Source organism: Cedecea neteri (assembly GCF_000758325.1).
Classification (GTDB): Bacteria; Pseudomonadota; Gammaproteobacteria; order Enterobacterales; family Enterobacteriaceae; genus Cedecea; species Cedecea neteri_B.
The window spans coordinates 1,447,488-1,464,782 of the sequence record NZ_CP009459.1; the positions used below are offsets into that span (position 1 = coordinate 1,447,488).

Below are 17,295 nucleotides of genomic sequence, written 5' to 3' on the forward strand. Positions count from 1 at the left end.
CACCTCCGGAGAAAATAATGAAACCTGCAATCCTGGTGGTGGATGACGACAAGGCCATTTGCGACGTGCTGCGCGATGTGCTCAGTGAACACGTTTTTGATGTGCTGGTATGCCACAGCGGCAATGAAGCGCTGCAAATTGTGGCGGCAGAGCCTTCGATTGCGCTTATCCTGCTGGACATGATGCTGCCGGATACCAACGGCCTGCTGGTGCTTCAGCAGGTGCAGAAACTGCGTCCCGCTTTGCCAGTGGTGATGTTGACCGGTATGGGCAGCGAGTCCGACGTGGTGGTGGGCCTGGAAATGGGCGCCGATGACTACATCGCCAAACCCTTCAACGGTCGCGTGGTCGTCGCGCGGGTGAAAGCTGTGCTGAGGCGCAGCGGGGCGCTGGCCGTAGAAAGCAGCCCGACCAAAACCAGCGGGCTGCAGTTTAACGGCTGGCGGCTGGACACCGATCGCTGCCAGCTGATGAACGCTCAACAGCAGCAGGTTGATCTCACTCAGGGCGAATATGGCCTGCTGCTTTCCCTGGTGCAGAACGCCAGGAAAGTGCTGTCGCGGGAGAAGCTGCTCGAGCTAACCCACAGCGAAAGCCTCGAAGTGTTCGACCGCACCATCGACGTATTAATCATGAGGCTGCGGCGCAAAATTGAAGTTAACCCGCACCAGCCCACGCTGATTCGCACCATCCGCGGCGTGGGCTACGTTTTTGCCGCCGATATCACTCACGGCGAAAATAATGCGGTTTAGTGGTTATTTCCCTGCCGAAAAATAGCGGGCGGGCGAAGTGCCAAAGGCATTTTTGAACATATGAATAAAATTGCCCGGCGACGCATAGCCCAACCATTCTGAGACCTCCGCCACCGACATTCCCTGTGCCAGCTTATCCAGTCCGTGGGTCAGCCGAACCTGCCTGCGCCACTGGGCAAAATTCAGTCCCGTTTCCGCCACAAAAAGACGACGCAGAGTGCGGGGGGAAAGCGCCCCGAACGCCGCCCACGCTTCAAAAGTCCGCTCATCGCCTGGGTTGGCGAGCAGCGCAGAAGCCACTTTTTTCAGCCGGCTGTCCGTCGGCATCGGTAAATGCAGCGCTTCATGCGGCGCACGGCAGATCTCGTCGTAAATAACGGCGGCCATGCGCTGCTGTTCCGGCTCGGGTTCTGCCTGCTTATCCCATTCGCAGGCGCGACGGGCGAGCGCGTCAAGCACCGCCGAAACGGCAATCACGCAGGGCTTTTCCGGCAAACCCGAGCAGTTTTCGGGCGCAATCAGCAGCGTCCAGCCTTTGACGGCCCCGCTAATGCTGACTTTGTGGGTGACGCCTGGCGGCAGCCAGCTGGCGCGATGAGGCGGCAAAAACCAGGCCCCATCGGCTGTGTGAACGTGCAGTAAACCAGACTCAACGCAAAAAACCTGGCCGCGCAAATGCTGGTGCCAGGCCACCTCACGCGTGCCGAGCAGGTATTCACTTTCAGGGGCGACGCTGCCTTCAAGCGCAATCAGCGCCGGGCCGCTAAGCCATTCGCTGTAATCGGGGGCTGGTGGCTGAGGAGGATTTTTTATCATGGCCGGTTTTCACTATTTATCGTCCGTATAACGTTATCCTTGCTCTGGCGAGCCGTGCAACTCTTTTGTGGGACCAGAACAAACCACACAGGAAGCCTCATGAGTACTTCAAATGTTGCAATTATTGGTGCGGGACTGGGCGGGCTGGCGCTGGCTCAGGGTCTGAAAAGTCGCGGCATTAGCGCCATCGTTTACGAGGCAGATCCGGCACCCGACAGCCGTATCCAGGGCTACCGGATTCGGATCGATGCCCAGGGGCAGCGGGCGCTGGCGGAGGTGTTGCCTCCTGCGCTTTATCAGCTTTTTCGGCAAACGGCCTCGGTAGCCAGTACGGAAGGGCGTTTTTTGGATCGCGCCGGGCAAGAGGCCAATGGGCGTCAGCCTGAAGGCTGGCATCAGTCCGGGCAAAACCCCGACCTTGCGCCAGATTTAAGCATTCATCGCCAGACGATGCGGGAAATCCTGATGTGCGGCCTCGAGGGATCTTTGCGCTACGGCCACGCCTTTGAGGGGTACCATCAGGAAAGTGAAGGCCTGGTAGGGCTAAGGTTTGCTCATACGGCTGAGGCAAGCTGCCAGCTTCTGGTCGGCGCGGACGGCGTCAATTCCCGGGTCAGGGCACAGCTTGCCCCAGACGCCGTGCCGGCGAATTCCGGCTATCTCTGCCTTTATGGCAAAAGCGCTTTAACGGCAGAAAAGGCCGAGTACGAAGGCACTAACGTAGTGTTTTGCGACGGGTTCGGCGCCATTGTGGATGAAATGCGTTTTCGCCAGGATTTTACAGCGCTGGCGTCAAAGGCAGGGTTTGGCGGCAGTCTCACGCAGACCGAAGATTATCTTTACTGGGCACTGATCGGCCCTGCTTCGCGTTTAGCTGTTCCCTTAAACAGCCTGTCTCTTCCCCCGATGCTGCAAAAGCTTATTCAACGGACTGTACCAGAACATATTGCGACCTTGCCGGTTCGCTACGGCAATTCGGCCATTGCCTGGCAGCCTGGAAACGTCACGTTGCTGGGCGATGCGGTTCACGCTATGAGCCCGGCTGGCGGCATTGGCGCTAATACTGCGCTGAGAGATGCCGCCGATCTTGCCGCAACGCTTCACGGCAAAGGTCTGTCCGGCATGGCGGATTATGAACGTCTGATGCTTGCCAGAGGCAAAGCGGCCGTAGCAGATTCCGCCGTGGCGGCCGCGAAGCTTTCCGGCTAGATAAATTGCCGGTATTCATGGCACAAAAGCAGCGCTGGGGCGATATCTTCGGTAAGGGTGCTGAAGCGCTCAAGCGGTTTTAAAAAGCGGTTGTCGTGGTCGTCATCGTTAACCATCGACACTTCGCCGACCAGCACGTCGCCATAGCCCGGCTCCCCCCAAAAGCTGTGGTACATCTCCGGCACCAGGCTGATGCTTTCTCCGGGCGATAAACGCAGCTGGCTGCCCGCCGCGTGCGTCTGGCGGCAGCCGTCAATAACCACCGTGATGTCTGTTTCGTCAGGTTGTTCAAAGGGATCTGACTGCCACAGTTCGACAATCAAGTTCCCGCCGCCGCGGTTGATGATGTCTTCCTGTTTGCTCCAGTGAAAATGCATCGGCGTCATCTGGTTATCCCGCACGTGCATGACTTTCTCGGCGTAGGATTTGGCGTAGGGAGCGCCTTCCGGGGAACCATTGCGCAGGGTAAACAGCGTCAGGCCCATAGTCAGGAAGTCGCCGCCGCCGAAGTCGGTGATATCCCACCCGAGTTTCAGATCGAAGACCTCTTGCCAGCTGCGGGGATTAACCTGCAGCCATTTTTGCGGTGAGAAGCTGGCGAACGGGGGCAATTGCACCCCGTGGCGGGCAAAAAACTGCCGGGTTTCATTCAGGTACTGATTGACCTCGGAGCGTTTCATCTGGCCTTCCTTTGATGTGGACCCTCACCCTAACCCTCTCCCTGGAAGGGAGAGGGGACTGATGGCGTTCTGACTCGGTCGGAGAGGATAAACCCTCACCCTAACCCTCTCCCTGGAAGGGAGAGGGGACTGACGGCGTTCTGACTCGACCGGAGAGGACAAACCCTCACCCTAACCCTCTCCCTTGAAGGGAGAGGGGACTGATGGCGTTCTGACTCGGTCGGAGAGGACAAAGCCTCGCCCTAACTCTCTCCCTGGAAGGGAGAGGGGACTGACGGCGTTCTGACTCGATCTGAAAGACACCTAACGATTTTCTCCCTCTCCCCTTTGGGGAGAGGGCCGGGGTGAGGGGCAAATTACTTCACCGTCCACCCTTTATAGCTGCCGATATTGCTCTTATCGATCATCGTCACCGGGATCAGCACCGGACCTTTCGGCGCGGGTTTGCCCTGCAAAATGTCATAGCCAATCTCAACCGCTTTCGCCGCCATTACCTGCGGATCCTGGGCCGGGGTCGCCACAAACAGCGAGCTGCCGCCGCGCTTCAGGGCTTCTTCACCGTCCGGGCTGCCGTCCACGCCGACAATAAAGAACTCGTTACGTTGAGCCTGTTTTGCCGCCAGATCGGCCCCGATCGCCGTCGGATCGTTGATCGCAAACACGCCGTCGATCTTCGGATTTGCCGCCAGCAGCGAGGTCATCACTTCCAGGCCACCTTCGCGGCTGCCCTTAGCATTCTGGTTAGACGAAAGGATCTTGATGTCCGGGTGTTTTTTGAATTCGGTTTCGCAGCCTTCAACGCGGTTCTGCACGGCGGAAACCGGCGGCCCGTTGATGATCACCACGTTGCCTTTGTCTTTCAGGCGATCCGAAATGTATTTACAGGCCATTTGCCCGGCCTGGGTGTTATCGGAAGTGATCGTGGCATCGGCGCCGTCTGCCGCAACGTCCACCGCCACAACGACGATCCCGGCGTCTTTCGCGCGTTTTACCGCCGGGCCGATCCCTTTGGAATCCGCGGCGTTAAGGATGATCATGTCCACCTTGGCGGCGATAAAGTTGTCGATCTGCGCCACCTGCTGGCCAAGATCGTAGCCGCTGGAGACCAGCGTCACCTTCACGTTATCTCCTGCAAGCTTGCGGGCTTCCAGCTCGGCACCTTTGGTGATCTGCACGAAGAACGGGTTGGCGAGATCGCCCACCGTCACGCCGATCGACTTTAACTCTTTCGCCTGGGCAAACGGCGCGCCTGCGATCATTGCACCAGCCAGTAACGCAGTAACTATAGGTTTCAAACGCATGCTGTTTTCCTCACTCGTAGGGTAGGGTTTTGTTGTTATGCACTCTGATTGTGACGGGTACGGTATTTGTCGATCAGCACCGCTATGATGATCACCGCCCCTTTGATCACCAATTGCCAGAAATAGGAGACGCCCATCAGCGTCATGCCGTTGTTGAGCGTGGCGATAATCAGCGCCCCCACCAGCGTGCCGGTGATGGTACCAATCCCGCCCACGAAGCTGGTTCCGCCGAGGATAACGGCGGCGATGGCGTCCAGCTCATAGCCCACGCCGAGGTTACCGTTGGCGCTGTAAAGCCGTGACGCACTCATGATGCCGCCCAGGCCGGAAAGCAGCCCGCTCATGCCGTACACGAACAGCAGCACCATCCACACTTTGATACCGGTCAGGCGTGCCGCCTGCATGTTGCCACCCACCGCGTAGATATGAACGCCCAGCGTGGTGCGGCGCAGAATGAACCAGCACACCGCAATCACCAGCAGGGCGATAACCACCAGCCACGGCACCGGGCCGAGATAGGCGTTACCAATCCACTCAAAGTTAATGTTGGAGTTAATCACCGTCGTGCCGTCGGCCAGCAGATACGCCGCACCGCGCAGCGCGGTATAGGTGCCAAGCGTGACGATAAACGGCGGTAGCCCCGCCCAGGCGACCAGCATGCCGTTAAACAGCCCCAGCCCGGTGCCCATCAGCAGCGCCGCCGGAATCGACAGGCCTTCCCAGCCAGGCATTAGCGACACCACCATCGCCGTGACGGCGGTGGTGCCTAAGATGGAGCCAACGGACAAATCGATGCCGCCGGTCAAAATAATGAAGGTCATCCCCGCCGCCAGCACGATATTAATGGACGACTGCCGGGCGATATTGAGCAGGTTAGATTCGGTGAAGAAGTTAGGCGCTACAAAGCCAAATACGGCGATGATCAGCACCAGAATCGGCAAAATGCCGACGGTTTGCATCAAATCGCCGAACAGGGCTTTTTTGAGCGAGGCGGATTTTGCCACCGGTTGCGTGCCTGAGTTAGTCATGGTGAACCTCTTTCTTATGGGCCTCGGTCACGCCGGTAGCCAGGGTCATAATATTTTCTTGCGTAATGTCGTGACGCAGCAGCTCGCCGGCAATGCTGCCTTCGCGCATGACGTACACCCGGTCGCTCATGCCCACCACTTCGGGCAGCTCGCTGGAAATCATTAAAATGGCCACGCCCTGGCGGGCCAGCTGGTTCATGATGCGGTAAATCTCGCTTTTAGCGCCCACGTCCACGCCGCGCGTTGGCTCGTCGAGGATCAGGATGCGCGGGCCAATGGCAACCCAGCGGGAAATCAGCAGTTTTTGCTGGTTGCCGCCGGAAAGACCCCCGGCACGAACCTGCGCGTGAGGAACGCGAATATTCAGCAGGCTGATGGCGTCGTCTGAAATGGTCTGGGCTTTTTTGCGGTCGAGCATGCCGAAGTGGGCGTCACGCTCCAGCGTGGCCATGGTGATGTTGTCCTGCGCGGCCAGCTCAAGGAACAGCCCCTGTTCTTTGCGGTTTTCGGTCAGGAAGCCAATGCCGTGCTGAATCGCCTCGCGGGGGGAATGCAACGTCACCGGCTCGCCGTCGATCTCAATCGTTCCGCCCGTAGGTTTGCGCACGCCGAAGATCAGCTGCGCCAGCTCTGAACGCCCCGCACCAACCAGGCCAGCCAGGCCGACTATTTCCCCGGAACGTACATGCAGGCTGACGGGCTGCACTTTGCCGTTGTCCGTCATGTGATGCACGTTCAGGCGAGGGCTGCCCAGCGGGATATCACGCTCTTTGTTAAACAGGTCGCTGAGGGGGCGGCCCACCATCATTTTCACCAGCTCGCTGGCGTTGAGGTTTTCGCGTGTCAGGCTGCCGACGTACTGGCCGTCGCGCAGCACGCTGACCCGGTCAGACAGCTCATAGATTTCCGCCATGCGGTGGCTGATGTAGATAATCGCCATGCCTTCATCACGCAGGCGGAAAATCAGCTCAAACAGGCGATGCGTTTCGCGGGAGGAGAGGGCGGCGGTGGGTTCATCCATCACCAGAATGCGGCTGTTGCGCTGCAGCGCACGGGCAATCTCAACCTGCTGCTGCTCGGCAATGGTGAGCTTCATGACGAGATCGGTGGCTTTGAACTGCGCCCCGAGGCGGTCAATCACCGCCTGCGCCTGCTGCACCATCTCTTTACGCTGCACCAGGCCGCCGCGCGCCAGTTCGCTGCCGAGGAAAATGTTCTCCGCCACGGTAAGGTTTGGCGCGAGCTGCATTTCCTGGTAAATCAGCGTGATGCCCGCGTTGAGGGCATCTTTCGGGCCTTTGATGGCGTACGGCTCACCGTCAATCAGCACTTCGCCGCTGGTGGCGATGTAAGCCCCGGCGAGGATCTTCATCAGGGTACTTTTGCCCGCGCCGTTCTCGCCCATTAGCGCATGAATTTCACCGGGAAAGACCGTTAAATCGACGCCTTTTAGCGCATAAAATTTGCCAAACGACTTGGCAATATTGCGCATTTCCAGAATGGGGACTCTGCTCATGGTGCGGCGCCTGTGGTGGTTATTTATAAGGCCAGTCAACCACGCGCCGGTAAATGCAAAATGTCAGCGGCCGTTCATATTTGTCATAGAGTTGAATAGTTAACCTGGATCACATTCCCGGTGTGGAAATATTTATCAAAATCCGTGCAATGCTTAACTGGAGTGAATGTGTGACCCTCACCCCGGCCCTCTCCCTGAAAGGGAGAGGGGGAAAGGCGGTGTGCAATGCTTTGACCTCACTCCACTTGGGGAGAGGTTACCCCTTTTTTCCCTCTCCCCTCTGGGGAGAGGGTCAGGGTGAGGGGGAAAACAACCACGGAGCCCCTATGACACAGCCTCGCCCGTCCTTCTTCGCCAGCGCCCGTGGCCGCCTGCTGTTCTTCAACCTGCTGGTGGTGGCGGTCACGCTGATGGTCTGCGGCGTGGCGGTGCTTGGCTTTGAACACGCCAGCCGCCTGCAGGAACAAGTACAGGGGCAAACGCTGCTCGACATGTCCGGCAGCATGGAGCTGGCGCGCGACACCTCCAACGTGGCAACGGCGGCGGTCAGGCTTTCTCAGGTTGTCGGCGCGCTGGAATACCAGAGCGAAGCAGAAAGCCTGAAACAGACCCAGCTTTCGCTGCAAAACTCGCTTTCTCATCTGGCTACCGCGCCGCTGGCCAGGCGTGAACCACAGCTGGTCAGCCGGATCATCGCCCGCAGCAACGAGCTGGAAAGCAGCGTCACCAACATGCTGGTGATGGGGCACCGTCGCCATCTGCAGCGCAACCTGCTGCTGAGCGCCCTGTACCAGAACCAGAGCTATCTTGAGCATTTGCAGGAGGTTAACGCGCGCGAAGGGCTGAACGTGCCGGATGCCGCGCTGCTGAAAGAGATGGATCGCCTGATCCTGGTGGCGATTCAGTCTTCCTCGCCGAGGCCAGCGGTACGCCAGCTTAGCGAAGTGATGCAGCTCCTGCCCGAACGGGCGCCGTCGCCGCTGGCGGACAGCATTTTGCAGCAGTTCAGAAACGGCCTGCACCAGCTGCCGCCGCTCTCTGCCCAGCTTGAGGAGAGCGATCTGGGCATCGCCTGGCACATGTACCACATCAAAGCGCTGGTGGCTTTTCTGAATCAGGACATCAACCTGTACGTGCAAAAAGTCGGGGAAGAATCCCGGCAGCGCAGCCAGCAAAGCCACCGGGATTTGCAGTCCATCATCGCCTTTATCGGCCTGTTTGCCCTGCTGGCGCTGGTGATCACCGGCTTTGCCGGGCTGTATATCTATCGCAACCTCGGCTCTAACTTAACGGCCATTTCCCAGGCGATGACGCGGCTGGCGAAGGGTGAAAAAGAGGTCAGCGTGCCCGCGCAGCAGCGGCGTGATGAGCTGGGTGAACTGGCCAGAGCGTTTAACGTCTTTGCCCGCAATACCGCGTCGCTGGAGCACACCTCGCGCCTGTTGAAAGAGAAAAGCACCCTGCTGGAAACCACCTTCCACGCCATGCGCGACGGCTTTGCGCTGTTCGACAGCGAAGGTTTCCTGGTGGTGTGGAACCAGCAGTACCCGCTGCTGCTGGGGCTGGATCCGCAGCGCCTGCAGCGTGGCCAGCATTATCTCGGACTGCTCAAACAGGTCACGCCGCTGCAGGAACACATGCTCGGCAATCTCTCCCGGCCTTTACCAAAGCCGCAGGAACTGAGGCTGGCAGACGGCCGCACCATCGAGCTGCGCTTTAGCCCGGTGCCGGGGCGGGGCATGGTGAACGTGGTGCTGGAGCGCAGCGAGCGCAAGGCGCTGGAAGAGGCGCTGGTCCACAGTCAAAAAATGAAGGCGGTGGGGCAGCTCACCGGTGGCCTGGCGCACGACTTCAACAACCTGCTGGCGGTAATCATCGGCAGCCTGGAGCTGACCGCGACAGATTCGCCTGATGCCGTGCGCATTCAACGTGCGCTGAAGGCCGCCGAGCGCGGCGCGCAGCTCACCCAGCGGCTGCTCGCTTTTTCCCGTAAGCAATCGCTTCATCCAAGGGCGGTGGCGATGAAAAGCCTGCTGGAAAACCTCGACCCGCTGATGCGCCATTCTTTACCTGCCCACCTCACGCTTAACATAGAAGCCCAGCAGCCCGCCTGGCCTGCGTGGATCGACGTCAACCAGCTGGAGAACGCGATCATCAACCTGGTGATGAACGCCAGGGACGCAATGGAAGGCCGCAGCGGTGAAATTAAGATCCGTACCTGGAACCAGCGCGTGGTGCGCGGCGAAGGGCGCAAGCAGGATATGGTGGTGATTGAAGTGGCCGACACCGGCCACGGCATGACTGACGAAGTGAAAGCGCAGGTGTTTGAGCCGTTCTTCACCACCAAACAGACCGGCAGCGGCAGCGGACTGGGGCTGTCGATGGTGTATGGTTTTGTGCGCCAGTCCGGCGGGCGGGTGCAAATTGAAAGCGAGCCCGGCAAAGGGACTCGGGTCATATTGCAACTGCCTCGTGCATCTGCGGAGGTGCAGCCGGAGGCCTTGCCGCTGGCCGGTGAACAGGCTGATATTGCCGACCAGCTTGTGCTGGTGCTCGAAGACGAACCAGATGTGCGGCAGACGCTGTGCGAGCAGCTGCATGAGCTGGGATATCTGACGCTGGAAGCCAGCGACAGCCAGCAGGCGCTGGCGCTAATGGCGGAGGTGCCGGACATCAGCCTCGCGATCAGCGACCTGATGCTGCCCGGGGAGCTAAGCGGCGCGGATGTGTTGCAGCAGGCTCGCCACCACCACCCTCACCTGGATTTGCTGCTGATCAGCGGGCAGGACCTTCGCCGCAGCGAACAGCACCTGCCCGACGTGGAGCTGCTGCGCAAGCCGTTTACCCGAGTGCAGCTTGCTGAGGCGCTACGTAAAGCGCGGGCAGGAAACAGGCGCGGGCAAGCGTAGCCGCCCCCTGAGCGCCGTTGAAGGCCGAGGAAGACGCGTCGATAAAGCGCACGGCATCGTGCGGCAAAGGGCGACGCAGATAGCGTTTCGTCTGTGCCACCAGCGCCTCACGCGGGAAATCGGCCATGTCCATCACCCCGCCGCCGAGGATCACCGCATCCGGGTCGAACAGGTTGATGCTGGTGGCGATGGCCCGCGCCGCGTGGTCGAGAAGGGCAGCGACAAACGGTTCCTGCGCTGCAAAGGTAAATAGCTCGCCAATCTCATACGTTTTCGGGCTGGCGTCGTACCAGCGTTTCAGGGCAATCCCCGAGCACACTGTCTCCAGGCAGCCCGCGTTCCCGCAGCCGCAGGTCAGGTGCATATCGCCCTGCGGAATATGGCCCAGTTCCCCGGCAACCCCGTGAGCGCCGGTCCAGGGCGCGCCGTTCAGCCAGACGGCAAAGCCCATGCCGGTGCCGAGATAAGCCCCGAGCACCTGCTGATGCTGCAGGCCGTTTTGCGCGACGTCGAAAGAGAGCTGCAGGTTTACATCCCGAGAAAACTCAACCGGGCAGCCGATCGCATCCTCCAGCTTGCCTGCCAGCTCGTTCAGTTCCAGCGCGGAAAGTGGCAAATTTGGGGTGGAGATGATCGTGCGCTTGTCTTTGCCCACCAGCGCCGGAAACCCCATCACCATGCCGCGGCAGCGGGCGTGAAAGCGATCTAACCGATCGTTTAACAGGTGCGCGATCCCGCAGACCACGCCACCAGTGATAATCTCTGCCGTGCGCTGTTTTTCACAGTGCAGCACCGTGCCGGACTCGTCCTGCAAGCACAGGCGGATATGGGTGGCGCCCATATCCACTCCGGCCACCACGTTAAGCGGTTTTGGCATGGGGCATAACCTCGTCTTTGGCCGCCAGGATCTGCTCGCTCATCACCTGCCAGGCCTCGTCGATATCCCGGGCGTGGTTAAACAGCCCGGAAGTGCCGACGATAAACACATCTGCCCCGGCGGCCATGAGTCGTTCATAGGTTGCCGCGTTGCAGGAACCGTCAATTTCAATCTCGTAGCTTAGCCCTTCGCGCTCGCGCCAGGCTTTCAGCTCGGCCACTTTTTCCAGCATTTCCGGGATAAAGGGCTGGCCGGCAAACCCTGGGTCAACGGTCATTACCGTCACCTTGTCTGCCTTATGAATGTAGTACTTCATCGCCTCGACCGGCGTTTCCGGGTTCAAAATCAGGCCAACTTTCATGCCGTGGCGGCGGATTTCTTCGATGAGGCGGAAGGCCTGGCCGTTAATGGTTTCCGGGTGCAGGGTGATAATGTCCGCTCCGGCTTCCGCCAGCGGGACAATGTAATCCTGCGGGCGGGTGACCATTAAGTGGCAGTCCAGCGGCTTGCTGGCAAGCTTCCTGACCTGGCCGACGAAGAACGGGGACAGCGTCAGGTTCGGCACAAAGTGACCGTCCATAATGTCGATATGGAAGTAGTCCGCGTGCAGGTCGATAAACGCAATCTGTTCCTGGAATTTTGCCAGATCCATGCACATCAAAGAGGGGGAAATTTTCATTACAAGCTCCTGTAAATCTATGGATTTCTGACAGCGGGTGCGGCCAACGCATCTGCCGTTCTTATTTACTGATTAACCGATCCAGGGCTACTGCGGCGATGATCAGCCCGCCCATTACCACCAGCTGGTAATAGGTTTGTACCTGGAGAATATTGAGCCCGTTGTTGATGGTGCCGATGATCAGGCCACCAATCACCACCGAGAAAATCCGGCCCTTGCCGCCGAAGAAGCTGGTGCCGCCGATGATGGCGCTGGCGATGGCGTAGGTTTCAAACCCCATGCCTGCCAGCGGCTCTGCGGCACCAAGGCGGGCGGTTGAGACCACACCCGCCAGCCCCGCGCAGATACCGGAGATGATGAACACCACCAGCATGTGGAACTTCACGTCGATGCCGGAGTAGAACGCCGAGTTCTTATTGCCGCCGAGGGCGTAAATATTGCGGCCCAGGCGCGTGCGGGTGGTCAGGAACCACAGTATCCCGGCGACAATCAGCGAGAAGATCACCGGCACCGGAATGCCGAGCGGCGTGGCGGCGAAGAAGTTCACGAAGTCGAACGAGAAGCCGTACACCGAGTTGGCGTCAGAGATAACCAGCGTGATGCCACGGAAGATGGCGTTGGTACCGAGAGTGATGATGAACGGATGCAGCCCCGTCCAGTTCACCAGGCAGCCGTTAATCGCCCCGAGCAGCCCGCCGACAATCACGCCGCCAATCAGCGCCGCAAGGAACGGATCGACGCCCGCCAGCATCAGTTTGGCGGTGACCATGCCGGAAAGCGCCAGAATCGCGCCCACCGACAGGTCAATCCCCGCCACCAGAATGGCGAAGAACTCCCCCATGCCGATAAGCACCGTCACCGAGCTTTGCACAAAGATGGCGCTGATGTTGCTGGCCGTCAGGAAGTACTCAGCGGAGAGCGTGCCGAAGATGGCGACGATAATCGCGAGGATGAAGAAGGTGCCGTATTTGTCCCAAAACTGGGCGAAATTGAACGGTTTTTTCTCGCTTTCTTCGCGTTTCATTCTTGTGGTAATGCCCATGCCATAATCTCCTCTTCGCTGATATCGTCGCGATTGGTCAGGATTTGCGTCAGTCGCCCTTCGCAGAACACGGCAATGCGGTCGCAGACGGCGATAATTTCGGGAAGCTCAGACGACACCATCAGGATGACTTTTCCGTCATCCGCCAGCTGGCGCATCACTTTGTAGATTTCGGCCTTCGCGCCGACGTCGATGCCGCGGGTAGGCTCATCGAAAATGATCACTTCCGGGTTGCAGCACAGCCACTTAGAAATCAGCACCTTCTGCTGATTGCCGCCGGAAAGCTCGGTAATGTTCTGGTCCACGCTGTGGCACTTCAGCGCCAGTAGCTGGCGCTGGGCTTCGGCGGTCTGGCGCTCCTCGGTCTCGTTAAACAGGCCCATGGCGCCTTTGTAACCGCCGCGCTTGAGGCTCTGACTGACGGCCATGTTCTGCGCGATAGAGAAGTTGGCGAAGAAGCCGTTATCGCGGCGGCTTTCGGTGATGTAGCCCATGCCTTTTTTCAGCGCGTCCATCGGTGAGCTGGGCGAGATATTTGTGCCGTTAAGCAGAATCTCCCCGGCTGAGCGTTTGTCCACGCCGAACAGGCAGTCCATCAGCTCGGTGCGCCCGGAGCCGACGAGGCCGGAGAAGCCCAGGATCTCGCCCCGGTTAACGCTGAACGAAATGTTCTTCACTTTTTTGCGGTCGCGGCTGCTGACGTTTTTCACTTCAAACACCACGTCAGGCTCCACGTTGCCAGCGCTCTCTTTCATTGCGCTAAAGCGGTTTTGCAGCTCGCGGCCCACCATCAGGCGCACAATATCGTCGTTGGAGACGTCGCTGACCAGGCCGCTGCAGACGCTGCTGCCGTCTTTCATGACCGTGTAGCGGTCGCAGATGCGGCGGATTTCGGCGAGCTTGTGGGAGATGTACACCATCGCCGTGCCTTCTTTCCGCAGTTGGTTCATGATGAGAAAAAGATAATCCACTTCTTTATTGGTTAAAGAAGAGGTGGGCTCATCCATAATAATGACTTTGGCGTCCAGCATTAATGTTTTGGCAATTTCTAACATTTGCTTGTGACTGATGGATAAATTACCCACCTTTTCATCGAGATCCACTTTTAAGCCGACACGTAAAAGCATCATCGCCGCGCGAATACGCATCTCTTTCCAGTCAACAATATTAATCCCGAAGACTTTTTTAGTGGTATGACGGCCAATATAGAGATTTTCTAAAACTGTTAATTCATCAATGACGCTGAGTTCTTGATAAATAATCCCAATGCCGAGCTGCGCCGCTAATTTATGATCAAGCTTTTCATAATTAACATTATTAATCGTAATGGTGCCTTTGGTCGGTTCGTGAATACCCGACAAGACTTTCATTAGGGTTGATTTACCTGCACCGTTTTCCCCGAGCAGCGCATGAATTTCGCCGGGAAATATTGTTAAATCAACCGATTTTAATGCGTGAACCGGACCAAAGGATTTGCCGATCCCCGCCATTGCAATGTATGGCGTGACCATGACGAGCCTCAATCATTTTTAGCGAAGGTTTCCCCTCACCCTAACCCTCTCCCCACAGGGGAGAGGGGACGGTACCGAGCTGATGTTGATTTTCTCTCTCGTCCCGAAAGGGAGAGGGAATAACTGCTGCCACTGCTTTTCTTTTAGTACTCTTTTCGCACCTTTGCCTGCGGGTGCAGGCTACTCCTTCTTTCTCCCTCTCCCCTTTGGGGAGAGGGGCGGGGTGAGGGGATAAAGCCACTCAGACCTAAACTATTTCGTCACTAACACCGAATCTACCAGGCTAAACTGCGGGGCCTTATCCAGCGCAATCACCTTGCCGGTTTTCGCCGCATCCACCAGCAGCTTCAGGCCTGTCGCGCCGATATCCGCCGGGTTCTGAGCCACGGTCGCGGTCATCTGCCCGTCAGCCACCATCTTGCGGGCTTCCGGGATACCATCGGTACCGACCACCAGAATTTTCCCGGTCTTCCCGGCGTTAGCTACCGCCTGAGCGGCGCCCATTGCCATCGTGTCGTTGGCGCAGTAGAAGGCTTTCAGGTTCGGGTTACGCTGCAGCACGTTGGTGGCCACATCGAGCGCCTTGATGCGGTCCCAGTCGGCGGGCTGGCTGGCAACCAGTTTAATCTGGCTGGCTTTCTTAAAGGCGTCGCTGGCGCCTACGCGGCGGGCTTCGCCAGAAGCGTTCCCCGCTTTGCCTTCGATGATGGCGACGTCGCCACCTGCGGCACCGAGTTTATCGATGATGAAGCCTGCGCCCTTCGTGCCGACCGCCACGTTATCGGTGGTGACAAAGGCTTCGACGTTGCCGCCGGCTTTTTTCAGGTTATCCATATCGATTTTTTCATCGAGGTTGACCAGGTAAATGCCTTTTTTCCAGGCATTAGCCACCGGCACCACGAGGTTGACCGAGGAGAGCGGCGCAAAAGCGATGCCTTTGTATTTCTTATTAGTTAAATCTTCAAAAAGCTGTAATTGCGACTGGAAATCCCCTTCCGAAGGAGAAGCAAAAATATCTACGCTGACGCCCAGCGTTTTGGCTTCATCTTCAATACCTTTTTTCATATCCACCCAATAAGGGTTGGATAATGTTTTTAATACCACCGCATAATCGGCAGCCGCAAAAGCGCTGGTGGATAACATCAGGCCCATAGCCGCGCCGCTGAATATTTTCAGATATTTATTCATAATAATATTCTCAGTGTAGGGTACAGTCAGATCCCGCTGAGGCGGGATCTATTTTTTACTTCAGCGCACCTGGGGAAAAGAAATCCACAATTGCGCCGGTTTTTTGCATATTTAATGTTGCCTGTTCAATATTTTGCTGTGCGACTGAAACAAAAAATGCATCGAGTAACGTTAATTGTAATATACGCGCCGAGGCGTTGCGGCCCAATAAAGGTGTCTCCGGTGCCGGTGAACAAATAATAAAGTCAGCAAGGCGTGCAATCGGCGAATGATAGCTATGGGTAATACAAATTATTTTTGCGCCGTTCTTTTTCGCCAGCTCCACCGCCGCTTTTAAATCACCCGTTCGCCCCGAATGGGACACCACCAGCACCACATCGCCTTCTTTTAGCAGCGAGGCCGACATCATCATGATGTGGGCATCCTGGTAAGCCTGGCAGCGCACGCCGATGCGCAAAAACTTGTGCTGAATGTCGTTACAAATGGCGTTTGAGCCGCCCACGCCGTACAAATCGCGCTGTTTTGCCTTCGCGAAGTAGCGCGCCGCACGGTGGATCTCGTCCACGTTGACGATCGACTGCCCTTCCATAATGGTGCGCAGGGTGATGTTAAACACCTTGTTGACCACATCCTGCGGCGCTTCGTCGAAGGCCAGCTCGGTCGGCAGTACCTGCTCTGACTCGGAAAAGTAGGTGACCAGCGCGCTGCGCAGGTTACGAAAACCGCTGAACCCCAGCAGCTTCGAGACTTTAACGATCATCGCTTCCGACACCGCAAGGGCTTCGGCAACGTCTTTAATGGCCGGGGCATCGCTCAGATTGCCGGGCTTCAACAACCAGTCGACGATGCGGCTTTCGTTGTCCGTCATCCCTTCCTGCTTCATGCGCAGCCAGGGGGCAAGGCCGATGCCGAACGGCGGCTGTGAATCAATATCTGACTGACTCATCCTGTTCTCTCGTGTCCGTAGAGTGAAGACGCCACTATAACACCACAGCGTGTGCAGAAAATATGCTGCATACTTCACAAAAATAATTAATTCATAAAGTTTTAATTCTTGTGAAGTAAGGTGATCGCTTAACTATGTTAATCTATATGAAATATAACGAAATAATTTAAATTCTCTCGTTAATGGAAGTCGTTTTATGACACGAAAATGACAAGTCCATGCATTGTGTTGTGAAGAGAATCGGTGTAGAAATGGCCACGAACCCGGCAGTTTTGCCGATTAATTGGGCAGTGAACCGGTCTTAAATCACGAAAATTGTCGGGTTCGTAAAGTAACGGCAACGGTGAGGATAAAATGAAAAAAATTGCATTTGGCTGTGACCACGTAGGCTTCCTGCTGAAGGCGGAGATTGTGGCGCATCTTCAGGAAAAGGGCATTGAGGTGCTGGACAAGGGGACCTGGTCCGGCGAGCGCACGGATTATCCGCTCTACGCCAGCGCGGTGGCAGAAGCCGTGGTGAATGGTGAAGCCGAGGGCGGCATTTTAATTTGCGGGACCGGGGTGGGGATTTCGATCACCGCCAATAAGTTTCCCGGTATTCGGGCAGTGGTCTGCAGCGAACCTTATTCCGCGCTGCTTTCCCGCCAGCACAACAATACCAACGTGCTGGCTTTCGGCTCCCGCGTGGTAGGGCTGGATTTGGCCAAAATGATCGTCGATGCGTGGCTAAGCGGGCAGTTTGAAGGCGGACGCCATCAGACGCGAGTCGAAGCTATTGGCGCGCTGGAATCGCCGAGAATTTGAGATTCCTCCGCTACTGCGCGTGAGGCCGGCTGACTAC

General features: G+C 57.6%; 15 protein-coding genes. 4 read left to right on the top strand and 11 right to left on the bottom strand.

Features of this window, described 5'->3' with window-relative positions; all coding sequences use genetic code 11:
* Positions 1-17: 17 nt before the first annotated feature.
* Complete coding sequence (locus tag LH86_RS06780; protein WP_039299558.1) at positions 18-752, top strand: response regulator; 735 nt, start codon at positions 18-20, stop codon at positions 750-752.
* Between the two features lie 3 nt (positions 753-755).
* Here the strand turns inward: LH86_RS06780 and LH86_RS06785 are convergent, their stop codons facing one another.
* On the bottom strand, positions 756-1,568 hold the full coding sequence (locus tag LH86_RS06785) for an AraC family transcriptional regulator (protein ID WP_039299560.1): 813 nt from the start codon (positions 1,566-1,568) through the stop codon (positions 756-758).
* 99 nt (positions 1,569-1,667) lie between these two features.
* On the opposite strand from LH86_RS06785, the gene LH86_RS06790 reads away from it, so the two are divergent.
* On the top strand, positions 1,668-2,777 hold the full coding sequence (locus tag LH86_RS06790; protein WP_039299562.1) for an FAD-dependent oxidoreductase: 1,110 nt from the start codon (positions 1,668-1,670) through the stop codon (positions 2,775-2,777).
* Here the strand turns inward: LH86_RS06790 and LH86_RS06795 are convergent.
* The 4 genes from LH86_RS06795 to LH86_RS06810 all read right to left on the bottom strand — a co-directional run bounded on the left by LH86_RS06795 (position 2,774) and on the right by LH86_RS06810 (position 7,302).
* Positions 2,774-3,457 (bottom strand): D-lyxose/D-mannose family sugar isomerase, encoded by a 684-nt coding sequence (locus LH86_RS06795; protein ID WP_039299564.1) that lies wholly within the window; start codon positions 3,455-3,457, stop codon positions 2,774-2,776. The two genes, LH86_RS06790 and LH86_RS06795, sit on opposite strands and share 4 nt — an antisense overlap.
* A gap of 356 nt (positions 3,458-3,813) precedes the next feature.
* On the bottom strand, positions 3,814-4,758 hold the full coding sequence (locus LH86_RS06800; protein ID WP_008455755.1) for an ABC transporter substrate-binding protein: 945 nt from the start codon (positions 4,756-4,758) through the stop codon (positions 3,814-3,816).
* Positions 4,759-4,793: 35 nt separating this feature from the next.
* Positions 4,794-5,786 carry an ABC transporter permease subunit gene (locus tag LH86_RS06805; protein WP_008455753.1) on the bottom strand — a complete coding sequence of 331 codons (993 nt, stop codon included), beginning with the start codon at positions 5,784-5,786 and terminating at the stop codon, positions 4,794-4,796.
* Complete coding sequence (locus LH86_RS06810) at positions 5,779-7,302, bottom strand: sugar ABC transporter ATP-binding protein (RefSeq protein ID WP_039299567.1); 1,524 nt, start codon at positions 7,300-7,302, stop codon at positions 5,779-5,781. The genes LH86_RS06805 and LH86_RS06810 overlap by 8 nt, the downstream gene beginning before the upstream one ends.
* A gap of 326 nt (positions 7,303-7,628) precedes the next feature.
* Here LH86_RS06810 and LH86_RS06815 point away from each other — a divergent pair, with 326 nt between their 5' ends.
* A complete protein-coding gene (locus LH86_RS06815) occupies positions 7,629-10,211 on the top strand; it encodes an ATP-binding protein (protein ID WP_039299570.1) in 2,583 nt (860 codons plus the stop codon).
* Here LH86_RS06815 and alsK read toward each other — a convergent pair.
* The 6 genes from alsK to LH86_RS06845 all read right to left on the bottom strand — a co-directional run bounded on the left by alsK (position 10,144) and on the right by LH86_RS06845 (position 16,454).
* Positions 10,144-11,088 carry an allose kinase gene (gene alsK / locus LH86_RS06820; protein WP_039299573.1) on the bottom strand — a complete coding sequence of 315 codons (945 nt, stop codon included), beginning with the start codon at positions 11,086-11,088 and terminating at the stop codon, positions 10,144-10,146. The two genes, LH86_RS06815 and alsK, sit on opposite strands and share 68 nt — an antisense overlap.
* Positions 11,072-11,767 (bottom strand): D-allulose 6-phosphate 3-epimerase, encoded by a 696-nt coding sequence (gene alsE, locus LH86_RS06825; protein ID WP_039299576.1) that lies wholly within the window; start codon positions 11,765-11,767, stop codon positions 11,072-11,074. Before alsE ends, alsK begins: the two co-directional genes overlap by 17 nt.
* 61 nt (positions 11,768-11,828) lie before the next feature.
* The gene (gene alsC, locus LH86_RS06830; protein ID WP_038476559.1) at positions 11,829-12,809 is read right to left on the bottom strand and encodes a D-allose ABC transporter permease; all 981 of its coding nucleotides are present in this window, start codon (positions 12,807-12,809) and stop codon (positions 11,829-11,831) included.
* Positions 12,788-14,320 carry a D-allose ABC transporter ATP-binding protein AlsA gene (alsA, locus tag LH86_RS06835; protein WP_039299579.1) on the bottom strand — a complete coding sequence of 511 codons (1,533 nt, stop codon included), beginning with the start codon at positions 14,318-14,320 and terminating at the stop codon, positions 12,788-12,790. The genes alsC and alsA overlap by 22 nt, the downstream gene beginning before the upstream one ends.
* A 252-nt stretch (positions 14,321-14,572) precedes the next feature.
* On the bottom strand, positions 14,573-15,508 hold the full coding sequence (gene alsB / locus LH86_RS06840; RefSeq protein ID WP_039299582.1) for a D-allose transporter substrate-binding protein: 936 nt from the start codon (positions 15,506-15,508) through the stop codon (positions 14,573-14,575).
* 55 nt (positions 15,509-15,563) lie between these two features.
* Complete coding sequence (locus LH86_RS06845) at positions 15,564-16,454, bottom strand: MurR/RpiR family transcriptional regulator (RefSeq protein ID WP_008455739.1); 891 nt, start codon at positions 16,452-16,454, stop codon at positions 15,564-15,566.
* A 354-nt stretch (positions 16,455-16,808) separates the two neighbouring features.
* Between LH86_RS06845 and rpiB the strand changes: the two genes are divergently transcribed.
* The gene (gene rpiB / locus LH86_RS06850; protein WP_039299585.1) at positions 16,809-17,258 is read left to right on the top strand and encodes a bifunctional allose-6-phosphate isomerase/ribose-5-phosphate isomerase RpiB; all 450 of its coding nucleotides are present in this window, start codon (positions 16,809-16,811) and stop codon (positions 17,256-17,258) included.
* The last annotated feature ends 37 nt before the right edge of the window (positions 17,259-17,295 follow it).

Coding starts and splice junctions, on each gene's coding strand:
- LH86_RS06780 (WP_039299558.1), top strand. CDS start 18: ATGAAACCTGCAATCCTGGTGGTGGATGACGACAAGGCCATTTGCGAC.
- LH86_RS06785 (WP_039299560.1), bottom strand. CDS start 1,568: ATGATAAAAAATCCTCCTCAGCCACCAGCCCCCGATTACAGCGAATGG.
- LH86_RS06790 (WP_039299562.1), top strand. CDS start 1,668: ATGAGTACTTCAAATGTTGCAATTATTGGTGCGGGACTGGGCGGGCTG.
- LH86_RS06795 (WP_039299564.1), bottom strand. CDS start 3,457: ATGAAACGCTCCGAGGTCAATCAGTACCTGAATGAAACCCGGCAGTTT.
- LH86_RS06800 (WP_008455755.1), bottom strand. CDS start 4,758: ATGCGTTTGAAACCTATAGTTACTGCGTTACTGGCTGGTGCAATGATC.
- LH86_RS06805 (WP_008455753.1), bottom strand. CDS start 5,786: ATGACTAACTCAGGCACGCAACCGGTGGCAAAATCCGCCTCGCTCAAA.
- LH86_RS06810 (WP_039299567.1), bottom strand. CDS start 7,302: ATGAGCAGAGTCCCCATTCTGGAAATGCGCAATATTGCCAAGTCGTTT.
- LH86_RS06815 (WP_039299570.1), top strand. CDS start 7,629: ATGACACAGCCTCGCCCGTCCTTCTTCGCCAGCGCCCGTGGCCGCCTG.
- alsK (WP_039299573.1), bottom strand. CDS start 11,088: ATGCCAAAACCGCTTAACGTGGTGGCCGGAGTGGATATGGGCGCCACC.
- alsE (WP_039299576.1), bottom strand. CDS start 11,767: ATGAAAATTTCCCCCTCTTTGATGTGCATGGATCTGGCAAAATTCCAG.
- alsC (WP_038476559.1), bottom strand. CDS start 12,809: ATGGGCATTACCACAAGAATGAAACGCGAAGAAAGCGAGAAAAAACCG.
- alsA (WP_039299579.1), bottom strand. CDS start 14,320: ATGGTCACGCCATACATTGCAATGGCGGGGATCGGCAAATCCTTTGGT.
- alsB (WP_039299582.1), bottom strand. CDS start 15,508: ATGAATAAATATCTGAAAATATTCAGCGGCGCGGCTATGGGCCTGATG.
- LH86_RS06845 (WP_008455739.1), bottom strand. CDS start 16,454: ATGAGTCAGTCAGATATTGATTCACAGCCGCCGTTCGGCATCGGCCTT.
- rpiB (WP_039299585.1), top strand. CDS start 16,809: ATGAAAAAAATTGCATTTGGCTGTGACCACGTAGGCTTCCTGCTGAAG.